1 protein-coding gene is annotated in these 678 nt (G+C 47.5%); it reads right to left on the bottom strand.

Annotated elements, in window-relative coordinates:
* Nucleotides 1-678, bottom strand: a 678-nt coding sequence (locus R7Z50_RS27815; protein ID WP_318149795.1) for a tRNA-dihydrouridine synthase, incomplete at both ends; no start/stop codon positions are given.

Raw genomic sequence — 678 nt, forward strand, 5'->3', positions numbered from 1 at the left:
GCCTACAACGGCAATATTTTTCTTCTTGAACGTTGGTTCAACCACAATTTCTGTTTCGTAACAAGCAAGTGGATTAACCAGACAACTAGCGCGCTTACCTTTAAATACGTTGTCCAGACACGCTTGGTTGCAGCCGATACACGTATTAATAAACTGCGCTTTCTCTTGTTCTGCCTTCGCGACAAAGTATGGATCCGCCAAGAACGGGCGAGCCATTGACACCATATCCGCCTGACCAGAAGCAAGGATTCGCTCTGCTTCATCAGGAGTGTTAATTCGATTACAGGTGACGATTGGCACAGAAACGTGCGGTTTCACCTTCTCGGTTACCCATGTAAATGCACCGCGAGGTACTTGCGTTGCAATGGTCGGAATACGTGCTTCATGCCAACCAATACCAGTGTTGATAATGGTGACGCCCGCGTCTTCCAATCCTTTGGCTAATTCAATCACATCTTCGAACGTGCTGCCCTGCTCGACGAGGTCCAGCATCGAAAGACGGAAAATGATGATGAACTTCTCACCCACCGCTTTACGTACAGCTTTCACTATCTCCAACGGGAAGCGCATGCGTTTTTTGTAACTGCCGCCCCAATCGTCATATCGCATATTGGTGCGCTTACAAAGGAACTGATTGATCAAATAACCTTCTGAGCCCATTAATTCCACGCCGTCATA

The organism is Vibrio sp. 1249-1 (assembly GCF_033340495.1).